Consider the following 23,346-nt stretch of genomic DNA (forward strand, 5'->3'; position numbering starts at 1 on the left):
AAGCTCGCTATGAACCCTCATCAACTGTTCAATGAAGGCAGGCTGACCGAGGCGATCAACGCCGTGGTCAGCCTGCTTCGAGACAACCCCGGCAATGCGCAGCAGCGGACTTTTCTGTTCGAGATGCTGTGCTTTGCCGGAGAATACGATCGCGCTGACAAGCACCTGGATCTCCTCGCCGGTGGGACACACGACCGTCAGATGGGCGCCATGCTGATGCGCGCCGCTGTCCAGACGGCCCGTACCCGCGACGACATGTTCGCCAACGGCGAGGTTACGCCCGCCGCCGCTGGCCCGCCGGTCTCCGGTGTTCTCAACGGCAAGCCGTTCAGCTCGATCTCCGACGCCGATCCGCGAGTGGGACCACGCCTCGAGGTCTTCGCGGCCGGCAACTACCTGATGCTGCCCATGGCGCATCTGGCCGAACTCGACATGGAGCCGCCCAAGCGGCTCAGAGACCTGCTTTGGGCACCCGCGCATCTGCGCTGTGGCGCCAATTTCGGCGGCGGCCAGGATCTTGGCGACGTAATGCTTCCAGCACTCTCGCCGCTCTCCAGCCGTCACTCGGATGATCTCGTTCGCCTGGGCCGGGTCTCCTCCTGGGAGACGGACGGCTCGACGGAAATGCTGTTCGGTCAGAAGTTGCTGCTCGTGGATGGCGAGGAATTCCCGTTCCTGGAGATCCGTTCGCTTAAGATTTCCACGCCCTCCGGAGAAGCAGATGCCGTTACGTGAGGACATCCTCAGCCCGATTGCCGGAGACAATCCGAGTGGTCAGGATATCCGCTACACCCCGTTGTTCGAACAGATCAAAGAGGCCAGGCGGGAAGAAGAAGCCCTGTCTCAGGGGGTTTGGCAGCGGGTTCTCAAAACGGCCGATTGGCCGCTGGTCATCCGGCTGATCTCAGAGGCCCTGGCCAAGAAGTCGAAGGATCTTCAGTTGGCGGTCTGGCTTGCGGAAGCCCTGGTGCGCCGTGATGGCTTCACCGGACTCCAGGAGGGCGTCAATCTGTGCAATTCCCTCCTGGCTGAATTCTGGGATTCGCTCTATCCGGAACTGGAAGACGGCGACCCCGAATTGCGCTCCGTGCCGCTCGCCTGGCTGGCCTCGAAACTCGACACGCCACTGCGCCAGGTTCCGCTCACGCCGCATGGGATCAGCGCCCTCCAGTTCGCCGAGTCACTGCAAGTTCCTTCAGAAGAGGAGGCGGGTGGAAGCTCGAGCAAGGCGGATGCCCGGCGCGAGGCGGTCAACGAGGGGAAGACGACGCCGGAGGCAGTTGACGAAGCTCTTCGCGCCACGCAGTCGGCCTTCTTCGGGCAAAACATTGCCGTGTTGGAAGCGGCGCGCGAATCGGTCGACCAGTTGAATCTCATCGCCGACGAGCGTTTCGGGGAATACTCGCCTGGCTTTAGCGATCTCAAGGAGTGCCTGGACCAGCTCATCAATTCGACCCGCATTCTGTCGCAACGCCGTGCGGCGCCCGGTGAAGCCGCGGCTGCTCAGCCGGCCCAACGGGCCGAGCGCCAGCAACAGGCGTGGGTCGAGGACGACAAGCCGCTGTGGTCGTCGTCGCCCGCGGACGACGATACGCCGCTCTGGCAGACCAGCGACTCCACCCCCTCCGAGGAGCCACAGCAATCCGGGTTTCAGGAAGAGACTCCGCTCTGGCAGTCTTCGGTGGAGACTCCGTCCGAACCCGCCAACATCTTCGAAGAGTCGCCACAGCCGCAGCATTGGAGCCACGACAGCGGCAGTTCCGGGGGCTTTCAGGCGCGTGAGCCGGCGGACGCCGTCGATTGCGCGGCTCGGCTGAATTCCATCGCTCAGTGGTTGCGCAAAGCCAATCCGCGCAGTCCCGCTGCCTATCTGCTCCTGCGCGGCTTCCGTTGGGGGGAATTGCGCGCCCTCGGAGCGGAGCTCGATCCGGAATGGCTGGAAGCGCCTCCCACCGACATCCGGCAACAGATGCGCCGCTTCGCGCAGGAAGAGGATTGGGCGCAGCTGCTGGAAGCTGGAGAAGAGGCAATGGCCCAACCCTACGGCCGTGCCTGGCTCGATCTGCAGCGTTACTCCCTGATGGCCTGCGATGAGTTGGGCGAGGAGTACGGCTTGGTCAGCCACTCCATCGTCGGGGCCCTCAGCTCGCTGCTCCAGGAATACCCTGACCTGCTGGAGTCGACGCTCACCGACGATACACCCACGGCGAACGCCGCCACGCGCCAGATGCTGGCGGCCAAGGGGTGCCTTCCCAATTCCAAGGGCCCCACCCGTCCAGCGCCGGCGTTGCCCGATCGCAACGATGACACGATGATCGAGGACGCCATCCGGCGAGGACGGGTGGAGGTGGCGCTCGAACTGGTGTCGCGCCGCATGGCTCTCGAAACCAGTGGGCGCGGCCGCTTCCAGCGGAAGATTCAACTGGCGAGAATTCTGGTGGCTTCCGGACGCCACGCGGTCTCCCTGCCGCTGCTGCGCGAACTGTCGGCGGAGATCAGCCAGCGCGGGTTGTCCGAGTGGGAGATGCCGGCGATCGTGGTGGAGCCGCTGGTTCTTTTGTATCGCTGCCTCGAGCATGAGCCGGAAGCGGCGGACGAGCGCAAGTCGGTCTACACCCTCATCTGCCGGCTGGATCCTGTCAAAGCGTTTGAGTTGTCCTGACGCGGAGTTTGGGGACCATGGCGGAACGGCGGAGTCGGCAAGAAATACTTCCATCGCTACTCGACCGTCTGACCGACGAGGAACCTCGCAACCGGTCTGAGGGCGAGGTATCGCGCGGCCAGGCCCTGCGCGACCTGAAGGCCAGCCTGCGGCGCGATATCGAGTGGCTGCTGAATACCCGGCGCCGCATCACGGAGATCCCCACTGGCTCGGTCCAACTGCCCGAGTCGCTGTTCAACTACGGTCTGCCCGACCTGACTGGCTTCGCCTTGAACACGGAACGCGACCAGGCCGAACTCGTCAGCCTCATCGAGCAAGTGATCGCCACGTTCGAACCCCGCCTCCGCACCGTCATCGTTTCCATGCAGCCCATCACCGCCGCCGCCCGCATCATCCGGTTCCAGATCGAAGGGATTTTGAGGGTGGAACCTGGCCCTGAGCGCATCCAATTCGATACCCTACTGGAACTGACCAGCGGAACCTACAAAGTGGAGGGGGGGCCCGGTGCGCAGTGATCTGCTGAACTACTACGAACGCGAATTGGCCTATGTGCGGCAACTCGGCGCGGAGTTTGCCTCCAAGTACCCGAAAGTAGCCTCGCGTCTGCTCCTCGAGCCGAACCGCTGCGAAGACCCCCACGTGGAGCGCCTCATCGAGGCCTTCTCGTTTCTCGCCGCGCGCCTCCACCTCAAACTCGACGACGAGTTCCCCGAACTCACCCAGGCCCTTCTGGGGATCCTCTTCCCTCATTACATCCGCCCGCTGCCGTCCATGACGGTGGCGGAGTTCTCCCTGGATGTTGAACGCTCCGGACTCACCACCCGGACGGTCCTGCCGCGCGGGTCAGCCCTCTTCTCCCGTTCCACCGGCGGCGTCCGGCTCCAGTTCCGGACTGGTTTTGATCTCGAGCTCTGGCCCATCCGGGTGGCGGCCGCGCAGTGGGTGACACCCGAGCGGTTGGCTCAGCCGATCCGCACCGCCGATGCCCCCGGCGCCCTCCGCGTAGAGCTCGCCTGCGGCCATGGCGCGTCGTTTGCGGCCCTGCCCATCAACTCGCTCCGCTTCTTTCTCAACGCCGAAGCTAGTATCGTCTACCCGCTCTACGAGATGCTGGCCGGCCGGTGCCTGCGGATCATCGCTCGCGACCTCAATCCGCGCTCTCAGAAGTCGCCGGTTGTGCTCCCGGCTTCGTGCCTCCAGCCCTGCGGTTTCGCACAGGATGAGTCGCTGATCCCGTATCCGCGGCGCTCGTTCGATGGCTACCGGCTGCTCCAGGAGTACTTCGCCTTCCCCGAGAAGTTCCTGTTTCTCGAGTTGAAGGGCTTGGAAGTGCTGCGCGAGGCCGGGTTCGGCGAGAACATCGAGCTGGTCTTCCTTTGTGGCGACTGTGAACGGCCCGACTGGCTGCCCATGCTGCAGCTTGGCGTCAGCGAACGGACCCTGCGGCTGGGCTGCTGCACGCTCGTCAATCTCTTCCCGCACACGGCTGATCCGGTCACGTTGGACGGCACGCGCTTCGAGTACCCCGTCGTGCCCGATGCCCGCCGCCCCGACTCCTACGAGGTCTTCTCCATCGAGTCCGTTGTCGGCACGAACCCGGTCACCAGCGAGGTTCTCAACTTCGACCCCTTCTATTCCGTCAGGCACAGCCCCTCCGGCCGGCAGGGTGAGCTCTTCTGGCACGCTACCCGCCGCGATTCCAGCGTGCGGATGGATGACAATACCGATCTATGGCTCTCCACCGTCGATCTTGCCGGACAGCCCCGGCGGCCCGAAATAGACACCTTGACCGTCCGCTGTCTCTGCACCAACCGTGAACTGCCGTCCCGAATGCCGTTCGGGGAGGAGGGCGGAGACTTCGAGCTCGACGTGGCTTCGACGGTCACTCGGGTCATTGCGCTGCGCAAACCGACCCCCACCATCCGGCCGTCTTTGGGAGGTGCCGTCCTCTGGCGGCTGCTCTCGCAGCTTTCCTTGAACTATCTTTCGCTGATCGAGGAGGGGCGTGACGCGCTCCAGGAAATCCTCCGTCTCTACACACCGCCCGCCGGATTTGGGGAACGCCAGGTGGAGGGAATTGCCACACTCACCAGCCGTCGCCACTTTGCCCGCGTAATGGGCGATTATGGGATCTCGTTTGTGAGGGGCATGAAGGTCCAGGTGGAACTCGACGAGGAGTGCTTTGTGGGGGCGAGCGCTTATCTTTTTTCCAGCGTCCTCGATCGTTTCCTCGGACTTTATGTCAACATGAATGGGTTCAGCCAGCTCGAAGTGTGGAGCCGGCAGCGTAAGGAGATCCTGAAGCAATGGCCCGCAAGGTCAGGCTACGGAATCCTGCTCTAAAGCAGCGGGCGGCTGGGGGCGCGCCGGATGTGCCGTCGACCCCGCACGTCCAGACACCGTCCTCCGTTCCTGCTAGCCCTGCCGACACCGGGCCCGTGCTGCCCCAGCATCTGCTGGAGCACCCCCAGGACTATCGTTTTTTTCAGGCGGCCCGCCTCCTGCAATTGCTCCAACCGGAGAGCGCCCCCCTCGGCCGGTTCGAAGACCCGTCGAAAGAAGCCGTCCGGTTTTCCGCTCACCAGACGCTGGGTTACCCGGCCAGCGAGATCCAAGCCCTCGATGTGCCGGAGTCCGGCCAGCCCAAAATGGCGGTGAACTTCCTGGGCCTCACGGGACCTGTGGGCGAACTGCCAGTGACTTATACCTCCTACATCACTGAGCGCCTGCGCGCCGGCGATCGGACAGCGGCGGAATTCTTCGACCTCTTCAATCACCGGCTCACCTCGCTCTTCTACCGCAGTTGGGAGAAGTACCACTTCCAGGTGCCCTATGAGCGGGGCGAGGAGTCCGGTCTCAGCGATACCCTGCTCCACTTCGTCGGCCTCGGCACTCCGCGGCTGCAGAACCGCCAGGACATCCCCGACGAGTCGCTCAAGTTCTACGCCGGGCTGCTCTCCCAGCAGCCGCGTTCCGCCATCGCCATGCAACAGATCCTGACGGACTATTTCGACGTTCCCGTCGAGGTCGTTCAGTTCGTCGGCTCATGGCGCAAACTGGATCCGGGCAGCCTGTGCCTGCTCGACGACGACCCGGACGCCGTGCCCGCTGCGCGGCTGGGACTCGGCGCCGTCGCGGGCGACGAAGTCTGGGATCAGCAATCCACCATGCGTCTGCGCATCGGCCCGCTCACGCTCGATCGCTACCGTGAGTTCCTGCCGGACGGCGCAGCCTTCCCCGCCTTGCGGGCACTTGCCCGTTTTATCAGCCGGGATGAGTATGATTTCGAAGTGCAGCTCGTTTTAAAGCGCGAAGAGGCCCCAGGCTGCCTGTTAGGAGCCGAGGGAGAGGACGCGCCCCAGCTCAGTTGGCTGAGTTGGATCAAATCAAAGCCAATGGATCGGGACCCTGACGACACGGTCTACCGGTTATGGGAGGTTGCTTAACAGATGGCCGCAAATCTAAAGTCGCTTGTCAGCAAGCTAAATGACACCGCCCGACAGACCCTGGAATCCGCCGCCGGACTCTGCGTGGCGCGTACTCACTACAACGTCGAAATCGAGCACTTCCTGCTTCGGCTTCTCGAAAACTCCGATGGCGACAGCAGTCGCATCTTCCACCACTTCGGGCTCGACCCATCCCGCCTCGACGCGGAGTTGAACAAAGCCCTCGACCGCTTTAAGCGCGGCAATGGGCGCACGCCCGCGTTCAGCGAGTCGCTGATCCAGATGTTCAGCGACGGGTGGACCCTCGGCTCGCTCGAATACAATGCCGCGTCGATCCGCACTGGCTTCACCGTACTCGCGCTGACCCAAAACGAAGCGCTGTGGCGGATGGCCCGTGAATCCAGCCGTGAATTGGGCCGGATCCAGCCCGAGCAGCTCAAGAGCGAGCTCATGGGCATTATCGCCGGCTCCATCGAAGACGCCGAAGGCGACGAGGCTCTGGAAGAAGGCGCCACCCCTGCCCCTGCCCGCAAGACAGGCGGGAAGACCCCCAACCTCGATCAGTTCACCGTCAACCTGACGGAGCATGCCAAGGCCGGCAAGATCGACAGCGTACTCGGCCGCGATACCGAGATCCGCCAGCTGGTCGACATCCTGATGCGCCGCCGGCAGAACAACCCCATCCTCACTGGTGAGGCCGGCGTCGGTAAGACCGCCGTTGTCGAAGGCTTTGCGACGCGCGTGGCCAATGGCGACGTGCCTCCCGCGCTCCGCAATGTGACGGTCCGTACCCTCGACCTGGCACTATTGCAGGCCGGTGCGGGTGTCAAAGGTGAGTTCGAGAATCGCCTGAAGGGGCTCATCGAGGAAGTGAAGTCCTCCGCGACGCCCATCATCCTCTTCATCGACGAGGCCCACACCATGATCGGCGCCGGCGGTCAGGCCGGCCAGAACGACGCCGCTAACCTGTTGAAACCCGCCCTGGCGCGCGGTGAACTGCGGACGATCGCCGCTACGACGTGGTCGGAGTACAAGAAGTATTTCGAGAAGGATCCCGCCCTTGCCCGCCGCTTCCAGGTCGTCAAAGTGGAAGAGCCCAGCGAGGACGTGTGCTGCACCATGCTGCGCGGCATCGTTACTTCGCTCGAGAAGCACCACAATGTGCGAATCCTCGACGAAGCGGTGAACTCGGCCGTCCGCCTCTCGCACCGCTATCTCGCTGGACGCCAATTGCCCGACAAGGCAGTCAGCATCCTCGACACCGCCTGCGCCCGCCTGGCCCTGGGGCAGAATTCGACGCCTCCGGCCATCGAGGACGCTACCCGCGAAATCGACGACCTGGCCGTTCAGGTTCGGGTTCTGGAGCGCGAAGTGGCGGTCGGCGCCGACCATACGGAACGCCTGGCCAAGATCGCTGAGCGCAAGCAGAAGGTGGAAGCGGAATTGGCCGCCTTGCAGGAACGCTGGACCAAGGAGAGCGGCCTGGTTCTCAAGGTTCGCGAACTCCGCCAGGCCATCGAAACCGCAACGCCCGGCTCCGACGTCTCCGCCCAGCGTGCCGAGCTCGACAAGCTGTCGGCGGAGGTCGCTGAACTCCAAGGCGAGACGCCGCTCACTCGCGCTTGCGTCGACGCCCAGATCGTCAGCGAAGTCCTGGCTGCCTGGACCGGCATCCCCGTCGGCAAGATGCTGAAGGACGAGATCCAGACCACGCTGAACCTCGCCAGCCTGATGGGCCAGCGCGTCATCGGGCAGGACACCGCCCTGGACGTCATTGCCCAGCGCCTGCTCACCTCCAAGGCTTCGATGGACGATCCCAACCGCCCCATCGGCGTCTTCATGCTCATCGGGCCCAGCGGCGTCGGCAAAACCGAAACCGCGCTCGCCCTGGCCGACCTGTTCTACGGCGGTGAGAAGAGCCTCATCACCATCAACATGTCGGAGTTCCAGGAATCGCATACAGTCTCGACCCTGAAGGGCTCGCCTCCCGGCTATGTGGGCTACGGCGAAGGTGGCGTGCTCACGGAAGCCGTGCGTCGCAGGCCTTACTCCGTCGTCCTGCTGGACGAAGTGGAGAAGGCCCACCCCGACGTGCTCGAGCTCTTCTACCAGGTGTTTGACAAGGGGCACATGGAAGATGGCGAAGGCCGCGAAATCGACTTCAAGAACACGATCATCCTGCTCACCTCCAACGCCTGCACCGACACGCTGATGAAGCTGGTCGCCGATCCGGAGACTGCGCCTTCGCCCACAGGGCTCATCAAGGCCATGAAGCCGGAACTCGACAAGATCTTCAAGCCCGCGTTCCTCGGCCGCATGGGGCTCATCCCCTACTTCCCGGTTCGCGACGAGGCGCTGAAGTCCATCATCCGGCTCAAGGTTGGCAAGGTGCAGAAGCGCATCCTCGAGAATCACCGCATCCCGCTCTCCTACGACGAAGCCGTGGTGGACGAGATCGCCAATCGCTGTACCGAAGTGGAAAGCGGAGCCCGCAACATCGACAACATTCTCGGCAACACTGTATTGCCCGAGATCTCCCGGGTCCTGCTGACTGAGTTTGCGGAGGGACGCCGTCCCGCTGCCTTCCAGATCGCCGTGGGCGAAGGCGGGCAGTTCGTTTACACTTCAACGCCCAGCTAAACCAGGCCGGGTGCGCGGAGGCACTGTGTATGGGGGATCTGAAGCAGGCGAATCGGTTTCTTCAACTGGAAACGCCTCTCGGGGAAGACCGGCTGCTGCTCAAGTCGTTCGAGGGTACCGAAGAGATGTCTGGGCTGTTTCGCTATCAGCTCGAGATGGTCTCTGAGGAAAATGACCTGGACCTCGATCAACTTGTCGGCAAGCCGGTCAGCTTCGGAGTGCGTCTTCGGGAGAAGAAGGAGTTCCGCTGGTGGAACGGGGTCGTCAGTAAGGCTTGGCACTATCCTGACGAAGACAGGCTGGTGCACTACGGCGCGGAAGTAGTGCCGTGGTTCTGGTTTCTCACCCGTTCCACCGACTGCTTCATCCGCCAGAAGATCGAGGTGAAAGACGTCCTCAAGGATGTCTTTCGCCGCTTCGGCTTCAATCAGTACTCCGATCAGGTCAAACGGCCCCACACGCCGTGGCCCTATCTGACTCAGTATCGCGAGACGCACTTTGCGTTTCTCAGCCGCCTCATGGAGGAAGAAGGGATCTACTACTTCTTTCAGCATGAGAAAGGCAAACACACGATGGTGTTCACCGATGACAACGGCGTACACCAGCCCAGCCCGCATCAGTCGAGGATGAAGTTCCAGACGAACCGCGGGCCCGGTACCTTTCACGCTGAAGATTCGATCTACCACTGGGAGTTCCACAGCCAGTTCGAATCAGGAAAGTACGCCCACGCGGAGTGGAATTTCCTCACCCCCGAAATCAGCCTCAACTCTGAGGTGCCCGCCAAGACGAAAAAGGCTGCGGTGAAGCAGTACGAGATCTTCGACTACCCGGGCGAGTACGAAGAACGTCCCGAAGGCGACAGTTGGGCCACAACGCGCATGGAAGAGCAGGAACTCGATGACGAGTTCTGCAAAGGCTCCGGCGATAGCCGTGCACTCTCTCCCGGCTTCAAGTTCGATCTGTACGGGCACGATCGCAAGGACCAGAACCGGCAATACGTCGTCACCGAAATCAAGCACAGCGCCGAGGAAGGCAGCTTCTTCGCCGGCGACCTGAGTGGCCCGGGCCGCTACACCAATTCCTTCAAGTGCATTCCGGCCACCGTGCAATACCGGCCGAAACGGAAGACGCCCAAGCACACCATGCGCGGCGTCCAGACCGCCATTGTCGTGGGCCCCAAGCCGGAAGAGATTCATACTGACGATCATGGACAGGTAAAAGTCCAGTTCCACTGGGATCGCGAGAAGAACAAGAAGGACGAAGACCGCTCCTGCTACATGCGCGTAGCCCAGCCCTGGGCCGGCAAGAACTGGGGCGGCATGTTCCTGCCCCGCGTCGGCCAGGAAGTGCTCGTCGATTTTCTCGAAGGGGATCCCGACAGGCCCATTATCGTCGGCCGGGTTTACAACGCGACCCAGAAGCCGCCGTGGGAGTTGCCCAAGAACAAGAACTGGAGCGGTTTTAAATCGCGCTCCACCCGCGAAGGCTCAGCCGACAACTATAGCGAGTTGCGCTTCGACGACACGAAGGGCAAGGAAGAGTTCCTTCTCCACGCCGAACGCGACATGACCATCACCGTGGAACACGACACCAACGAGCATGTCGAACACAATCGCTATCTCACGGTCGACGGCATCCAGAGCGAGCAGGTGAAGCAGGATCTCCATTCCGATGTCGAGGGCGAACGCCGCGAACAGGTGGGCAAGAACCTGTCCCTGAACGTGGGCGGGCAGGCGCACCAGAAGGCCGCGAAACTCTACACGCTCGAATCCGGCGGCGAAATCCACCTGAAGGCCAAAGGCCGCATCGTTCTCGACGCCGGCGCTGGCATCACATTCCTTGGGCAGGGTGGTTCTTCCTACATCGATGTCACCGCGGCGGGCATTGTCATTCAGGGACCCATGGTCTACCTGAATTGCGGCCTCCCCAACGCCGGCCTCGGCATTCCCTCCATGCCCGAACTGCCCATCAAACCTGGCGACCTCATGCAGGGCGGCTTAACGGGACTGACAGGCCCTCTCGCTGGCGCAGCCGCCGGAAATCTGGGCGGAGCGCTTGGCGGGATTGCCGGCGCGGCGGGCGGCCTGATGGGCTCCGTCGGCTCTCAGTTGGGCGCGGCTCTTGGCGGGGCAGCGGCGGGTGCCGCTGGCGGCCTCACTTCCGCCTTGGGCCCGTCTGGTGCCCTGGGCAGTGCCGCCGGCCTTCTGGGTGGTGCCGCCGCCCAGGCCGGCGCGAGTCTCGCAACGGCCGTGGCCGGCGTCGCACCGGGGATTCAGCCGGCAAGTGGCGGTCTCCTCGGGCAGGTGCAGGCGGGGGTGCCTGGCATCGGTGGGATAGCCGGAAGAGCGCAGGAGGCCCTCGGACAGGTCGCTGGCCAGGTGGAACAGGCGGCCGGGGCATTGGCCGGTCAGGCGCAACAGGTGCTTGGGCAGGTTGGTGCTCCCGCTCAGCAGGCCCTCGGCCAGTTTGTCGACCAGGCGCGGCAGGCAGTAGGGCAGATCGCTGGCCAGGCACAGCAGGCTCTTGCCCCGGTCGCCGGCCAGGCTGAACAGGCAGCCGGCCAGGCAGCCGGCAAGGTCCCTCAAGCTATTTCCTCCGCCACTGGGGCAGCCGCCGGGCAGGCCGCTGGGCTATTCGGGCAGAATCCGGCATCCCCTGCCGCTCAGGCTGATGCGGCTTCCAATACGCCAAGCACGGTTGGGCTGCCGGCGGCCGCCGGTTCTCCACTTGCATCCTCACCGGCCGGCGGTGAGGTATTCCTGCCCGCGGCCGAACAGCCCGTCGCACGGCCCGACCCCAGGCCTCGACCCATTTCCAAGGAGGATGAAAACACATCGCGGTAGGGCCGGCCGCCGCTCGGCCCGGAGCAGCTTCATTCGTCCGCAACCCGAGCCATCAGGCGTCCGTCCCAACCCATGGCTCCTCCAGCCGCCCTGAATCGCGGTCCAGCGCCCTGTACGCGAGGTGGAAACACTCGATTTTACGCTGTAGATTGATATAGTAATCTGACTGAATTCGTAACTTGAAGGAGAGATGCGATGCATCCCCCGGTGTCCGGCCGCTCCCGCTATGAGCTGCGGGAAGTCCTCGGACGTGGCGGCATGGGCGTTGTCTACAAAGCGTATGACACGCTCATGCACCGCGAGGTGGCCCTAAAAACCATTCTCGACGTCCAGAGCAAAGCGGCTCTTGACCTGTTCTACCGCGAATGGGGCCTCCAGGCCTCCATTACGCACCCGAACATCGCCGAGATCTACGACATCGGCGAGATGCAGCACGAGGGAGCGGTGCGCCCCTACTTCGTGATGCCGCTCCTGCCCGGCACCACGCTCACGGAACTCATCCGCACCTCCAGCGCCCGCCTCACCATCGATCGCGCGCTCGGCATCCTCACCCAGGTCTGCCGGGGGCTTCAGGCTGCCCACGATCGCGGCCTGATTCACCGCGACCTGAAACCCAGCAACGTTTTCGTCCTGGAAGACGACTCCGTCCGCATCATCGATTTCGGCATTGCGCACGTCGAGACCTCCGCCCAAACCAGCGTCCGGGGCACTCTCGCTTACATGGCGCCCGAACTGCTCCAGATGAAGCCGGCCAGCGTGGCCAGCGACATCTTCGCCCTGGGCGTACTCAGTTACGAATCCCTCACCCGCCGCCGCCCATTCGAAGGCTCGAATGACGCCGAACTTTCCCGCGCCATCCTCTACAGCAGCCCTCATCCCATCTCGGAACTGGTGCAGGGCGTTCCGCTGAATGTTTCCCGCACCATCCACAAGGCGATGGCCAAACAGCCCTGGCACCGCTACGCCAGCGCGCGCGAATTCGGCGAGACGCTCATCAAGGCGCAGCGCGGCGAGCCTATCGATTTCTTCGACTCCGCCAAAGTGCTGCCCCGCGTCGAACGGGCTTCCCGCGCCTATGAACGCGGCGAGTATCAGGTCGCCACCGAGATCCTCAATGAGCTCGAATGTGAAGGACATATCGAACAGGAGATCCTGCTGCTCCGCCGGCAGGTGGAACAAACCCAACGCCAGTTAACTGTTCGCGGGTTTTTGGACAGCGCCCGCCGCTTCGCCGAGGAGGAAGAGTTCGCCCTTTCTCTCCGCAAGGTCCAGGAAGCGCTCGACCTCGACCCCGAGAACACCGACGCCCAGGCCCTGCGCAATGAGGTGGAGAAGCAGCGGCGTGCCCGGAAGATCGAGGAATGGGCCGCGCTGGCCAAGAAGCACCTCGAGAACAATGCGTTCACCCATGCCCGCACCGCCCTGCAGAGCCTCCTGGAACTCCGCCCGAACGAACCCAATGCACTGGCGCTGCTCGCCGAGATTCAGCGCAAGGAGCAGGAGTTCGAGAAGATCCGCCAGGAGAAGAGCCGGTTAGTGGCCAGCGCCCGCGACGCCTGGCAGCGCGGCGAAGTCACCAGCGCTTTGACGAACCTCGAGAAATGGGTCAATCTCGACGGCCAGGCGCCGGAGACTGATGCTGAGCGGATGGTCTCGCTGCAAAGCTTCTACAAGCAGGTGCGCGGCGAGCATGAAGCGCTGAAGAACTCCTATGACAAGGCGCGTCACCTGCTCTCCGAGGGTGATCACGCCGGGTCGCTGGCCATCTGCAATCAGTACCTGGCCAAGTATCCAGGCCATGCCCTGTTTCAAGCGCTGAAGTTCGACGTCGAAGAACGCCAACGGCAAAACCTCTCCGCCTACATCGCCGAGACCGACCGGCGCGTCGACAACGAAGCCGACCTGGATCGCCGGGTCGCTGTTCTCGAAGAAGCTCTCCGCCAGCATCCCGGTGAAAGTCATTTCGAACGCGCGCTGAAATTGACCCGCGACAAGCGCGATCTCGTCTCGAGCGTCGCGTCGCGCGCCCGGCTCCACGAGGACGAGGGCCGCTTCGGCGAGGCGCTGGACCAGTGGGAAGTCCTCCGCGCGATCCATGCCTCCTTCCCCGGCCTGGAGTATGAGATCGATCGCGTTCAGAAGCGCCGTGACTCCCAGGCCCTGGTGGATGCCCGCTCAGGCTGGATTCGCCAGATCGACCATCACATCGAGGCGCGGGACTTCACCAAGGCGGCCGCCTCCGCGTCTCAGGCTCTCGCCGAGTTCCCCGGCGACCAGGAACTGATCGAACTGCGCAAGATGGCGGACGAGAAATACGCCCAGGTCAACCTGGCCGTTTCCCTGCTTGAGCAGGGCCGCGCCGTCGCCGCCGAAGGACAACCGGAAGCGGCGCTGGAACTCCTGCACAAGGCCTACCAGACCGATCGGGACAATCCAATGATCCGGTCGGCGCTCGTCAATGCCCTCGCCTTGCGGGCTAAGAACGTCGCGGACACCGATCCCACCAGTGCCGACGAGCTGGTCGGACAGATTCTGAAGATTGATCCCGGCCATACCATCGGCTTGAATTTGCGGGCCCTGCGGGCAGACAAGAAGAAGGAAGAGTTCATCGGCTGGTGCACCGCCCAGGCACGCAAGCTGCAGGCGGCCGGCGACCTGGAAGGCGCCATCGTGATCGTGCAGGAGGGCCTTTCCAAATACCCCAACGATGCCCGCCTGAATCAGCTTTACACTACCCTGGATCGCACCCAGGGCGGCATCCGGAAGATGCCCCAGCCGCCTCCACTCCCCGCACCTCCGCCGCCGGCTGCTGCCGCACCCGGACCACCGCCACCCGTCGTGCCACCGAAGCCCGGGCCGGCGCCCAGCGTTCCTCAGCCGCCAACCCGGGTTCCCACGATGGCGCCCCCGGTCGTACCACCACCGCCGGGGCCTGGCGGCAACGTGCCTCCTCCTCTGCCTGTGCAGTCGCCTCCCGTGGTGCCGCCTCCGCCTTCCGCTGCGGTGCCGCTGCCTCCGCAGGCTTCCGTGAATGTGCCGCCGACCCCACCATTGCCGCCGCCGGGCCCAGGTGTGCCCCCGCTTCCTGTCACTGAGCGGCCCATTGCCGGTAAATCTCCCCTGCCGGCAGAGCCGGCGGTGCCGCCCACCACGGTCATTTCACCTGTCGCTCCGCCGACGGTTCTGAAGTCACAGGCCCCACCGCCGCCTCCGGCCAAGCCTTCTTCGCTCGCCACCCTGGTCAACAGCTCAAAAACCATACGCTATGGTCTGGTGGGAGCGGCGGCTCTCATCCTGATTGCCAGTGTCGCGGCAATCTTCAAAAAAGCTCAGCCGGTGGGACCAGTTCTCGTCAAAGTCGAGGTGCGCACGACACCGCAGGGCGCGAAGATCTCAATCAGCGACCAGGATCGCGGAGTCTCCAATCTCAAGCTGGACTTGACACCCGGTGAGTATCGCGCGGCCGCCGAGTTGGAGGGCTACCAACCGACATTCAGTACTTTCACGGTACGACCAGGTGCCCCGATAGTCGTTGATCTGACTCTGCTGCCCTGGAAGCCCGCCGTGCGCGTCGTGAGCGAGGCCGAAGTGACTCAGGCCACTCTTTCCGGCCAGACCATGAATCCCGGTGCGCCAGGCGAGTATGCTGTTGATTCGCTGGGAGAAGGCTCTTACCAGTTGCGGATCGTGTCACCGAAGGGGGAGGTCAGTGCCGGCCTCCAGCTTTCGCCCCGCTCCGTGGCAACGTTGGCCGGGCCCATCCAGGTCAAGGACTTGGGGCTGATGCTCGTGAATCAGTATCTTGACCGCGTTGTGATCTATTACAGCGATCCCACCAGCAAGGTGAGCCTCGACGGCCAACCTGCCCAGCCGGTGCCCGTGGATGGCTTATCCATCAATGGGGTGAAGACTGGAGCCCACACCGTGAATGTCGAAGTCGGCACCACTACCCGCACCCTGACGTTCACCATGGCGCAAACGCCTATCGTTCAGGCGTTTGTCCTCGGCAAGGCCGAGGCTGATATGGGCACGATTCTGGTGAAGGCCGGCGAGGAGAACGTCAGCGTCACGATCAATGGCTACCCGCACTATCTGAAGACCCGCCAGGGGCAGGTCCGGCTGGTCAGCATTAAGCCGGGTACTTACAAGTTGGCGATTGCAAAGGATGGCTTCGAGGTGCCGCCCGCCCAGAATGTTGAGGTGAAGAAGGGCGAAGAGGCGATCGTCGAGTTCAAGCTGAAACAGATCGCCAAATTGGCCACCGCTAAAATCCAGGGCGCTCCGGGCGCTCAGCTTTTCATTGATGGGCAGGCCGCTGGTTCGCTGGCGCCCGACGGAACCTTCTCTGTGGATGTTGCGCCAGGCAGTCACAGTTTTGAGCTGCACCGCGGTACGGCGAAGTCCAAACCTGTCACCCGGGACTTTAAATCGGGTGAGACCGTACAGGTTGCCGTCGATCTGCCCGCCCAGCAGGTGAATGGCACGGTTCGCTTCGAGGTCACCCCCTCGGATGCCACCCTCACGATACGGCGCGCCAACGAGCCCGAATCCCAGGCGCGGCCGGTGAGCCAGAATCCGCTTTCCCTGCCGGAAGGATCTTACATCGTCTTCGCCGCCTCTCCGAAGCATACGTCTTCGGTCGCGAACCTAAATGTCCAGAATGGGGTGAGCCAGACGCTGACCCTCTCTCTGCGCGCCCTGGAGGATCGCCAGCCCAAGAAAGCCGCCGAGACCCATGGGCTGGGAGACTTTGACGACCCGAACGGCTGGTCGAATGAGGGAGAGTGGAACGTCCGGAAGGGTGGGAAGTATGTCACCTACCGTCTGGCAAACACGGCGGCTGTCTTCCAGTTCCAGATTCAACAGCGCAAAGGTAAGCGGCTTCAGTGGTTCCTGCACTATACGGATTCTCGCAATCATGTGCTGTTCCGTCTGGACAAGACCAGCTTTTCGCGGGTCCTGGTGGCCGGCGGAAAATCGACCGATCAGGCCAGAATCGAGCACCATCTGCAGGATACCGGCACGTACGAAGTCCGCATCACCGTCGATTCCGATCGCATCGTCCACGAACTGCGGAATGGCGATCGCTGGGTGGTTGTCGACTCCTACAGTGAGAAGGGAGTTGATCTGGCTGCCGGTAAGTTCGGGTTCTACGTGCCGGAAAGCCTGATCCCAGGGCACGACGAATACGGAGTGAAGAAGTTCACAATGGTCACGAAGCCGCGCTGAGCGCCCGGCTAGTCCGTGCCGCAGGAAGCAGGGAAGATCATGCACAGCAGGCGGCGCGCCACGGGCATCCGTTTGGCCTTGCCCGTTCGTGCCCCCGTCTCGTTGTCCTGGATCTGGGCGCCGCTTTCCCTCATCCGGTTCAACAACTTACGCCCGGCGTCATCCACTTCCGTGACTCCGGTGACATCCACAACAAGGTCTTTCTTGCCCAGAATCGATTGTGCAGTCTGCCAACTGCACTCCAGTTGGCGGATTGACCGCTCATCCAGCGGTCCTCGTAGTTGAAAACGGAAACAGGCGCGTTCGTCGTGTTGGTAGATCGTCAGCGCTTCCATGGTTCATAGATTTAGACGCGTTCACTTGGGAGGACGTTGCAATTCCTCTTCGGATTGTTCGACGCGCGTTGTCTACCAATCAGGTGGGTTGCTGTTGGAAGTGGGTTCTGGGGGATAAGGGTTTGGGCTAATCCAGCGGACTCTCGAGGTCCTCGCCGGCACTCTCAATGAGTATCGGCCGCTGCCTGTGTTTCCGGAACGAATTGATTCCCTGAAATGCGAGATAGTACAGATTCCCGCGGATGATGGCGTGCCGGTTCTCGAGGATAAACCGGCGCAGCAGCCGGGCGGAAGGACGAATCCGCTGGGGTGGAATCTGGGAGGCGGCGGTCAGGTCCACGGTCGGGGTGCATGCCTTGAGCCGTACAACAGCCATCCGTCCGTCAGTGGAGATGCGGCCATAGGGTTCATCGGAAAAGTCCGGCCGGTCGATCAGGTCGTCGTCTTCCACGCAGCCCGCAAAACTCAGGTCCTCCACCACTTTGTGCCGCTCTCTGTCGATATACGGGTCGATACGATGTGTATACGACATGCCTCCGGCACGCACCCGGATGCCGGTGTCGTGCGTCGCGGCGGCTACCCACACCTCGCGCCCCTCATATTGATCGGGCTGCTTCCAGACCCGGATATGGTGGCGCTTGGCGATGGTGTTCAAGGACCGTTGGAACACCAGGTCCGGCGGGCGCCCGTGCAACTGCAGCAGGGATACCGGCGCTGTCGGATAGGCGTCCTGGGTCGTCATCGCCTTGTAGCCGCGCAAGACCGTCTGGGGCGCCATGGTATCCGCCGTAAACCAGCCTGATCTTTGGAACGCCTGCTCAAGATCCTCGCGGGACCCGATGAACAGGAGATTCGTAATGTCCGCTGACTTTCCGCTGGTGCCGCGGGTGGTGAGCAGCGGCTGCGCAGCGGCCAGGGATACAAGCTCAGCCGGGGGGGACGGCAAGAGAGATGTTGGAACAGCCGGCAAAGGCTGGAACCTGCTTCTCGTGCTCAGCACGAGGTCTGCGCCGGCGGGCAAATGGATCTCCGGCTCGGGAAAGCGCACCAGCAGCATGCGCAAACCGGCGATCGCCGGGGCCATGGCGGGGTGGAAGTTCGACTGCAGCCACGTGAAATGGGCAATGCCCGAGAACCCAATGGAGGCCCGGCCAAACATGGACAGGTCCGGGCGCCGCCACATCCCCAGCAACAGACCGGGCGGTCCGCTGGTGGCCAGGATCCCCTTGATGCGGCCATTCTCCAAAACCTGCTCGCGGGCGTTGTCTACTTCCATCAGGCGCGCGGTGAAAGGCTGTTTGTCCCCGCCTGGCGGCTGCCATTCGTAAAACTCCAGCTGCATGGACGCTCTTTCATGGATGAAGCCGCGCCCCACTCTGGTTGTCTTGGCCACTCGTCCACGCACGATGCTGTTGCGCGGAATCAGAATCCGTCCATCCTGCTCCACGGGCGCTACGACAATCGCCTGGAACTCGTCGCCCGGCCTGGAGGAAAAACTCGACAACGGCGAGAGCAACCTGACCGTAACCACGGTCCCTGAATTGGTAGGAAGCGTGTTGAATGCCCCTGCGTTCGCCAGTTCCGGCGTCAACAGCAACACCCAGGCCAATACAGCAGCGGCCCGACAGGCCAGAAGCGTGAAGAAACTAACCACGGCTGATTCTCCGGCTGATTCCAATGGCAATAAAACTCAGGAGAATGCTGGCGGCGCCGTCCACGGCATAGTGATAGCGCCCGTAGACTGTGGCGATGGTGATCAGGACCGCCATGACCATCAGCAACCTTCCGACCCAGGGTTTCTCCGGCAGCGCATACCGCATGCTGAGGGCGCACGAGAAGGCTGTCGCCACATGGCCGCTGGGGAAGACGCCTGTTTGGATGTCACCCCAGGACAAAACCCACAAGTTGAAGCGCCGGAAAACCGTATCCACGGCTGGCAGGTCGAGGTGTGCAAACTCCAGCCTCGGCGAGGCCGATGGAAAGAAGGGGAGCAGTGCGTAGACCAGCAGCGTGCTCAGCAGATACGGAAATAGAAACTCGTCAACGCGGTGGCGGCGGCGGTATATGTAGAGCGCCGCGATCGACAACGGCGGAATTGAATAGAGCAGGGAATAGGCAAGCTCCAGCACCGACGGAATCAGCCTGCCCTGGCTCTCGATCAGGCTGCGGAGCGACCAGCCATCCAGCACCACTCGGTCCCACTGCAGCCAGGTCGACTCCAATCCCCGCAATGTGTGGGAGGAGGCAAACCAGTCCATTTGCCAGTAGGCGAGCAGCACCAGCGGCGCCGGCGCCCAGTCGCGGGCAATCTCGGCCGCCTTCCGTCCGCTGGAAGCAGCTGCGTAACCCAACGCCAGCACCACGACCGGGGCCGCATAAGAAGCGAACCGTTGCGCGGGCGTCAATTCAAACCGGTACGCGAGGACTGCAGTGTAGAGGAAGAAAAAGACCAGCAACCACTCCGCGGAACGAACGGACGCAAAGGTGTCGCTCCATATTCCTGGAGCGGCGTTAACTGTGCCAGATTCTGAGAGACTGCGCTGGCCAGTCCCGTTCATCCCGATTTCTGGTTGCATCGCCGAACTGCTTGGCTCTTGCCCTCATCCAGCGTCCCTCGACCCGTTACGAGGAAGGAGCATGGACTATTCAGGGTACTTTATCAGAGCGAATGCCCCAATGGGGTAGTTTCTCGCCCACCTTAGACAAATTTAACTATATCTGGTACTGGGTGGTACTCCCACTGAACGCTGTTCTTTCAACCAGTTTTGAGGGGTACACCTGTCAATCGATGGCTTCGTTCGGCTTCCACGGCACGGGCCCATCCCGGCGTTCCGGGCCCGGATTGCTGTATTGTTGGAGTAAGGCGGTGCGCCTCCAATTCGAGACACGCGTCGCCCTCCCCGAATTGAGCCCATCGAATGCCGAGAAACCTTGAAGAAGTAGCCAAACTGGCAGGGGTCTCCACCTCCACCGTATCCCGAGTACTGAACAATGTAAGCGTGGTGAAGACGTCCACCCGCACACGCGTGCTGAAGGCGGTGGCGCAGCTCAATTACCATCCGAATCTTCACGCCCGCACGCTGGCCGGCGGCAAAAGCCGGACGATCGGGATGATCGCCTCCAACATGGAGAATCCCTTTTTCTTCGACGTCTTCAAAGCGTTGGAGGCACATGCCCAGGCGAGCGGGTACGAAGTCGTCGTTGCCAACACGGACTACGATCCCCAGCACCTCGTCAGCAGCATCCGCCTGATGATTGGACGCCGCGTCGCCGGCCTCGCCGTCGTCGTCTCCGAGATGGACCAGGAATTGATTCAGGAACTGGCCCAGTCCCAGATTCCATGCGTCTTCTATGACGTCGGCTCCGCGCGCCGCAACATCACCAACATCCGTGTCGACTACCGCAAGGGGGTCGAACGCATCGTCGAGTATCTGTACGACCTCGGGCACCGCAGCCTGGCCTTTATCGGCCACCACTCCGGCTTGGGGCCCACCAGCGAGCGCGAGAGGGCCTTCGTTGCCTCGGTCTCCCGGCATGGCAGCGATGTGGAATGGCGTACCGTGGTCGACCGCGACGGCCTCGATGGTGGCCGAAATGCCACGCGAGAGTTGTTGGATGGCGGCTTTCAGCCCAGCGCCATCATCTGTGTGAACGACTTCATGGCCGTCGGTGTCCTTAGGGAATTGCGGGAAAGGGGCCTCTCCGTGCCTGGTGACGTGTCGGTGACCGGGTTTGACAACATCAAGCTATCTGAGTACAGCGCCCCGCCGCTGACGACGGCTCACATCCCTCGCGCAAAAATTGGAGAACTGGCGTTCACTGCGTTGATGCAGAACGAGGAAACCGTCCTGCCCGCTGGACGCGAGGTGGTCATCGAGCCGGAACTCGTGCTGCGAGGCTCCACTGGACCTGCCGGCCGCGGAGCCGCTAGGAAAAAGGTCTCCTAAGCGGGCACTGCCACTTCTGTCTATTGGATGCTGGACTTCAGGATGCGCAGGCTCCGCAGCGCCTCGCGTGCAACAGCCGGATCCTCGTCCTTCGTAAGTGCTTCCAGCGCCGGGATTGCCTCCGCCGTCTTGGTAGTTGACAAGGCCTGGGCTATGCCCGTTTTCTCGTCCGGTGTCGAGGTGGGCTGAATCGCACTGATGATTGCTTTGCGCGTGTTGGGCTTCTTCAACGCCAACTCGCCGAGGAACGGCAAAGCCACATTGCGCCAGGCACGCTGATTCAGGTTGTTGATCAGAAAACCAAGCGGATTCAGGCTGCCCGTATCCGTGTCGCCGAGCATGACCAACGCAAACGCCTGGCACAGCCGGGGAGAGCTCTTCTTTTCTCCAGCCCAAGCCTTCTCCAGGGTCGGACGGTCTTCCGGGACTTCCAGGCGGCCCAGGCCCTCCGCGGCACCGCCGCGCACGTCGTCGTCCTTGTCGCCCAGGAGCTCTACGAACAGGGAATGATTGGCTGGCTCTGGGATCTGCGCCAGGGCGACGACCGCGGCCCGCCTTACCTTCTTGCTCTTCGCATTCTCCAGCACTCGCTTCAGCTCCGGGATCGCCTCGCGCGGTCCCAGGATGCCCGCCGTTTCAATGGCTGCTATTTGAACTTTCTCGTCAAGATCCCGCACCAGGAATACCAGGCTTGGTCCGGCTGACCGGTCGCGAATCTTCTGGATGGCAATCAGGGACTCGTACATCAGCCGGCTGTCCTTTGACCGCAGGGCCCCTGTCAGCGCCGGCAGGCCCGCCTTCGCCCGGAGAATGCCCAGTGCCCTCGCCGCGTTGGCGCGGGAATCCATAGACGATCCACCGGATACCAGCTTGGAAAGGGCGTCCGTGATCTCTCCGCGGATGGGCGTATCCGGGTCAATCGCCTCGTCATTGCCGTCCACCCATTTGCCTGCCACCATATCGCCGGCGCGCCGCAGCGACGCGGAGATCCCGTGGGACACATACCCGGGCAGGTAGAAATTCACCAGCCCGTCGGTGGCGCGAATCTGCACTTCCGGGTCATTGTCGCCGCAGGCCTCGGTCAAAGGCTCAAGGCTGCGCTGCGTGCCGATCTCGACCACGGCCTTTACCGCCTCGCGACGCACTTCGACGTCGATGTCCTTGAAGTACGGCGTGATCTTCGGTATGGCCGTCGATCCCTGCTTGACGTAGTCCCGCAGGCCCTTGATCTTGAGCTTGTTCGTCTCCTTGTCCTGCCATCCAAACGAAGGCGCACAGAGCACAACCAGCCCCGCGCCGAGCAGTCTCAGGGTCGAACTGACAGGCAATTTCATGGGAAGCAAACAGTTAACGGACGAACTCTACCTGGACACGGTTCGGAATCAAGCCTGCTTCGAAGCCAAGGTCCAACAGCTTCTGGGCTGCCTTGGGGATGATTTCACCCGCGTCGACAGTGTAGTGATTGACGTACATTCCAACGAACTTCTCAGCCAGGGCCGGTTCCATGTCACGGGCGAACTGCATGGCGTAATTCAAAGACTCTTCGTGGTTGTCCAGCGCGTAGGTGATGCTGTCCCGCATCAGGCGGCTGCATTCGGTACGGATATCGTCGGGCAGCTTGCGCAGCAGGGCATTGGCGCCCAGGGGGAGCGGCAGGCCGTACGTGGATTTGAACCACTTGCCCAGATCGGTGATGTGGTGGAAGCCGCCCTTGGAGTAGGTCAGCTGCGCCTCGTGAATCACCAGCGCCGCATCGACGGTCCGTTCGCGCAGCGCATCCAGCACCTTGTCGAACGGCACGACCACGGCTTCAAAATCCGGCTCCATGATCTTCAGCGTCAGATACGCCGTGGTCAGCTTTCCGGGGATCGCGATGCGCTTGCCCTTCAGTTCGTCGATGCTCATGGGCGCATTCGAAACGAGCATGGGGCCGTACCCGTCGCCAATGGAGGATCCGCTGGCCAACAGCATATACTTGTCGGCCACGTAGGGATAGGCGTGATACGAGATTGCTGTCAGGTCGTACACCCCCTCCATCGCCTTCCGGTTGAGCGACTCAATGTCTTCCAGCACGTGGCGGAACTGAACGAGACGGGAGCGGATTTTTCGCGTTGCCAGCGCGTAGAACATGAACGCGTCGTCAGAGTCCGGGCTGTGCGCGCAAACGATTTCCAGCGGAGAAGAAGGCTGCATAGAGGGAGAAACCTTAAATATACCAGACGGGGTCCCCTCCGGATGTTCTCA

General features: G+C 62.6%; 14 protein-coding genes. 9 read left to right on the forward strand and 5 right to left on the reverse strand.

Annotated elements, in window-relative coordinates; all coding sequences use genetic code 11:
• Positions 1–9: 9 nt before the first annotated feature.
• From IRI77_RS33510 to IRI77_RS38445, 8 genes are all read left to right on the forward strand, one after another.
• Positions 10–735 (forward strand): type VI secretion system accessory protein TagJ, encoded by a 726-nt coding sequence (locus IRI77_RS33510; RefSeq protein ID WP_194449284.1) that lies wholly within the window; start codon positions 10–12, stop codon positions 733–735.
• Positions 722–2,662 carry a type VI secretion system protein TssA gene (gene tssA, locus IRI77_RS33515; RefSeq protein ID WP_194449285.1) on the forward strand — a complete coding sequence of 647 codons (1,941 nt, stop codon included), beginning with the start codon at positions 722–724 and terminating at the stop codon, positions 2,660–2,662. Before IRI77_RS33510 ends, tssA begins: the two co-directional genes overlap by 14 nt.
• A 17-nt stretch (positions 2,663–2,679) precedes the next feature.
• Positions 2,680–3,177, forward strand: coding sequence for a type VI secretion system baseplate subunit TssE (tssE, locus tag IRI77_RS33520; RefSeq protein WP_194449286.1), 498 nt, complete (start codon positions 2,680–2,682; stop codon positions 3,175–3,177).
• The gene (tssF, locus tag IRI77_RS33525; protein ID WP_194449287.1) at positions 3,167–5,005 is read left to right on the forward strand and encodes a type VI secretion system baseplate subunit TssF; all 1,839 of its coding nucleotides are present in this window, start codon (positions 3,167–3,169) and stop codon (positions 5,003–5,005) included. The genes tssE and tssF overlap by 11 nt, the downstream gene beginning before the upstream one ends.
• Positions 4,969–6,108: a type VI secretion system baseplate subunit TssG gene (gene tssG / locus IRI77_RS33530; RefSeq protein WP_194449288.1), complete on the forward strand. Its 1,140-nt coding sequence runs from the start codon at positions 4,969–4,971 to the stop codon at positions 6,106–6,108. Before tssF ends, tssG begins: the two co-directional genes overlap by 37 nt.
• Positions 6,109–6,111: 3 nt before the next feature.
• Complete coding sequence (gene tssH / locus IRI77_RS33535; RefSeq protein ID WP_194449289.1) at positions 6,112–8,748, forward strand: type VI secretion system ATPase TssH; 2,637 nt, start codon at positions 6,112–6,114, stop codon at positions 8,746–8,748.
• Positions 8,749–8,777: 29 nt separating this feature from the next.
• On the forward strand, positions 8,778–11,591 hold the full coding sequence (locus tag IRI77_RS33540) for a type VI secretion system Vgr family protein (protein ID WP_194449290.1): 2,814 nt from the start codon (positions 8,778–8,780) through the stop codon (positions 11,589–11,591).
• Between the two features lie 195 nt (positions 11,592–11,786).
• Positions 11,787–16,820, forward strand: a complete 5,034-nt coding sequence (locus IRI77_RS38445; protein WP_194449291.1) for a serine/threonine-protein kinase — start codon at positions 11,787–11,789, stop codon at positions 16,818–16,820.
• Positions 16,821–16,828: 8 nt separating this feature from the next.
• Here the strand turns inward: IRI77_RS38445 and IRI77_RS33550 are convergent, their stop codons facing one another.
• The 3 genes from IRI77_RS33550 to IRI77_RS33560 form a co-directional block, all read right to left on the reverse strand.
• Positions 16,829–17,155 carry a hypothetical protein gene (locus IRI77_RS33550; RefSeq protein ID WP_194449292.1) on the reverse strand — a complete coding sequence of 109 codons (327 nt, stop codon included), beginning with the start codon at positions 17,153–17,155 and terminating at the stop codon, positions 16,829–16,831.
• A gap of 127 nt (positions 17,156–17,282) precedes the next feature.
• Positions 17,283–18,809: an LssY C-terminal domain-containing protein gene (locus tag IRI77_RS33555; protein ID WP_194449293.1), complete on the reverse strand. Its 1,527-nt coding sequence runs from the start codon at positions 18,807–18,809 to the stop codon at positions 17,283–17,285.
• Positions 18,802–19,611, reverse strand: coding sequence for a phosphatase PAP2 family protein (locus tag IRI77_RS33560; protein ID WP_194449294.1), 810 nt, complete (start codon positions 19,609–19,611; stop codon positions 18,802–18,804). Before IRI77_RS33560 ends, IRI77_RS33555 begins: the two co-directional genes overlap by 8 nt.
• Before the next feature lie 462 nt (positions 19,612–20,073).
• Here IRI77_RS33560 and IRI77_RS33565 point away from each other — a divergent pair, with 462 nt between their 5' ends.
• Complete coding sequence (locus tag IRI77_RS33565; RefSeq protein ID WP_194449295.1) at positions 20,074–21,102, forward strand: LacI family DNA-binding transcriptional regulator; 1,029 nt, start codon at positions 20,074–20,076, stop codon at positions 21,100–21,102.
• 20 nt (positions 21,103–21,122) lie between these two features.
• Here the strand turns inward: IRI77_RS33565 and IRI77_RS33570 are convergent, their stop codons facing one another.
• Both IRI77_RS33570 and IRI77_RS33575 read right to left on the reverse strand, forming a co-directional pair.
• Complete coding sequence (locus IRI77_RS33570; protein WP_194449296.1) at positions 21,123–22,436, reverse strand: HEAT repeat domain-containing protein; 1,314 nt, start codon at positions 22,434–22,436, stop codon at positions 21,123–21,125.
• Positions 22,437–22,449: 13 nt separating this feature from the next.
• The gene (locus IRI77_RS33575; RefSeq protein WP_194449297.1) at positions 22,450–23,295 is read right to left on the reverse strand and encodes an MqnA/MqnD/SBP family protein; all 846 of its coding nucleotides are present in this window, start codon (positions 23,293–23,295) and stop codon (positions 22,450–22,452) included.
• Between the last annotated feature and the right edge of the window lie 51 nt (positions 23,296–23,346).

The sequence above is a fragment of the Paludibaculum fermentans genome (genome assembly GCF_015277775.1).
Lineage (GTDB): Bacteria > Acidobacteriota > Terriglobia > Bryobacterales > Bryobacteraceae > Paludibaculum > Paludibaculum fermentans.

What these genes read in the sequence shown, in the direction of transcription:
- tssH (WP_194449289.1), top strand. Translation starts at nt 6,112, where the DNA reads ATGGCCGCAAATCTAAAGTCGCTTGTCAGCAAGCTAAATGACACCGCC.
- tssA (WP_194449285.1), top strand. Translation starts at nt 722, where the DNA reads ATGCCGTTACGTGAGGACATCCTCAGCCCGATTGCCGGAGACAATCCG.
- tssG (WP_194449288.1), top strand. Translation starts at nt 4,969, where the DNA reads ATGGCCCGCAAGGTCAGGCTACGGAATCCTGCTCTAAAGCAGCGGGCG.
- IRI77_RS33565 (WP_194449295.1), top strand. Translation starts at nt 20,074, where the DNA reads ATGCCGAGAAACCTTGAAGAAGTAGCCAAACTGGCAGGGGTCTCCACC.
- IRI77_RS33540 (WP_194449290.1), top strand. Translation starts at nt 8,778, where the DNA reads ATGGGGGATCTGAAGCAGGCGAATCGGTTTCTTCAACTGGAAACGCCT.
- IRI77_RS38445 (WP_194449291.1), top strand. Translation starts at nt 11,787, where the DNA reads ATGCATCCCCCGGTGTCCGGCCGCTCCCGCTATGAGCTGCGGGAAGTC.
- tssE (WP_194449286.1), top strand. Translation starts at nt 2,680, where the DNA reads ATGGCGGAACGGCGGAGTCGGCAAGAAATACTTCCATCGCTACTCGAC.
- IRI77_RS33570 (WP_194449296.1), bottom strand. Translation starts at nt 22,436, where the DNA reads ATGAAATTGCCTGTCAGTTCGACCCTGAGACTGCTCGGCGCGGGGCTG.
- IRI77_RS33510 (WP_194449284.1), top strand. Translation starts at nt 10, where the DNA reads ATGAACCCTCATCAACTGTTCAATGAAGGCAGGCTGACCGAGGCGATC.
- IRI77_RS33575 (WP_194449297.1), bottom strand. Translation starts at nt 23,295, where the DNA reads ATGCAGCCTTCTTCTCCGCTGGAAATCGTTTGCGCGCACAGCCCGGAC.
- IRI77_RS33550 (WP_194449292.1), bottom strand. Translation starts at nt 17,155, where the DNA reads ATGGAAGCGCTGACGATCTACCAACACGACGAACGCGCCTGTTTCCGT.